Origin of the sequence: Brevibacillus sp. MER 51 (assembly GCF_023714195.1) — a bacterium.
In the GTDB taxonomy this organism is placed as follows: Bacteria; Bacillota; Bacilli; order Brevibacillales; family Brevibacillaceae; genus Brevibacillus.
Window position 1 is genome coordinate 1 of record NZ_JAMAUS010000041.1, and the last position, 1,236, is coordinate 1,236.

A 1,236-nucleotide genomic window follows, 5' to 3' on the forward strand; every position below is an offset into this window, starting at 1 on the left:
CATAAGTTATTATGAACGAGGACAGCCCCTATTCGTAACTTCGTAGGTTACTCTGGCTACACTAAGGGCAAGTACGCCAATAGACAGAGCGCTACAATACGAAAGGAGCTGCTACTTATGAAGGATTTCACAAAATACGTTGGTTTAGACGTTTCAAAAGATAAAATTGCGGTGGCAATAGCTGAAGATGGCCGAGAAGCCCCACGTTATTGGGGAATGATTGCTCATACACCTGAAGCTGTTCGTAAACTCATGAAACAACTAGGAGATTTTCACTCTTTTCAAGTGTGCTATGAAGCAGGTGCTACCGGTTATGAACTATATCGGCTTTTTCTTCGTCTCGGAATCGATTGTGTAGTTGTTGCTCCTTCTCTTATCCCGCAAAGACCAGGAGATCGAGTAAAGACGGATCGTCGAGATGCACTCCGTTTGGCTCAGTTGCTTCGTGCAGGTGAGTTGGTTTCGATTTATGTACCGACGGAAGAAGATGAAGCTCTACGTGACTTAGTACGTGCTCGGGAAGATGCGAAAGAAGACCAGCTTCGAGCCAGACACCGTTTAACGAAATTTCTTCTTCGTCACGATTTGCGGCCTCCTGTAGGAATTAGAAAATGGACCGTTAGGTACAGAGAGTGGCTTGATCGTTTAACCTTTTCACAAAACAGCTCACGTACCGTTTTTCGCGAATATTTGCATCATCTAGACGAGATCGAGCAACGTTTAAAACGTCTTCATGAGGAAATTCACGCTCAAGCGACAGAAAGTGTTCATGCTCCTATGATTCAAGCTCTCCAATCATTACGTGGTGTCGCAGAAATAACCGCTACCAGCTTGGTTGCAGAAATCGGTTCTTTCTCCCGATTTGCCCACCCTCGTCAGCTGATGTCTTATGCTGGATTGGTTCCTTCCGAATCGTCAAGTGGGGATCTCCGTCGACAAGGGGCCATTACTAAAACAGGAAACACTCATCTTCGTCGTGTTCTGGTAGAGGCTGCTTGGAGTTACCGTTATCCACCTGCGTTAAAAGGGGAGATTCGGAAAAGACAGGAAGGCCAGTCGAAGGAAGTTCAAGCCATTTCATGGAAAGCACAAAATCGATTGCATAAAAAATATTGTCGCCTCATGGCGAAAGGAAAGCCAGGCGGAAAAGCAGTGACAGCTGTTGCCCGTGAATTGTTGGGTTTTATTTGGGCGATCACTCGACAAATGGAACAAGCGTCATAAAAAGTTAACCTA

Annotated in this window: 1 protein-coding gene; it reads left to right on the top strand. The window is 45.5% G+C overall.

The window, feature by feature from the left end; genetic code table 11:
• Positions 1 to 117 precede the first annotated feature (117 nt).
• Positions 118 to 1,224 (top strand): IS110 family RNA-guided transposase, encoded by a 1,107-nt coding sequence (locus tag M3630_RS30420; RefSeq protein ID WP_251254662.1) that lies wholly within the window; start codon positions 118 to 120, stop codon positions 1,222 to 1,224.
• Positions 1,225 to 1,236: the final 12 nt, after the last annotated feature.

Bases quoted from the DNA above. Each gene is read 5' to 3' on its own strand.
- M3630_RS30420 (WP_251254662.1), top strand. From the start codon at position 118: ATGAAGGATTTCACAAAATACGTTGGTTTAGACGTTTCAAAAGATAAA.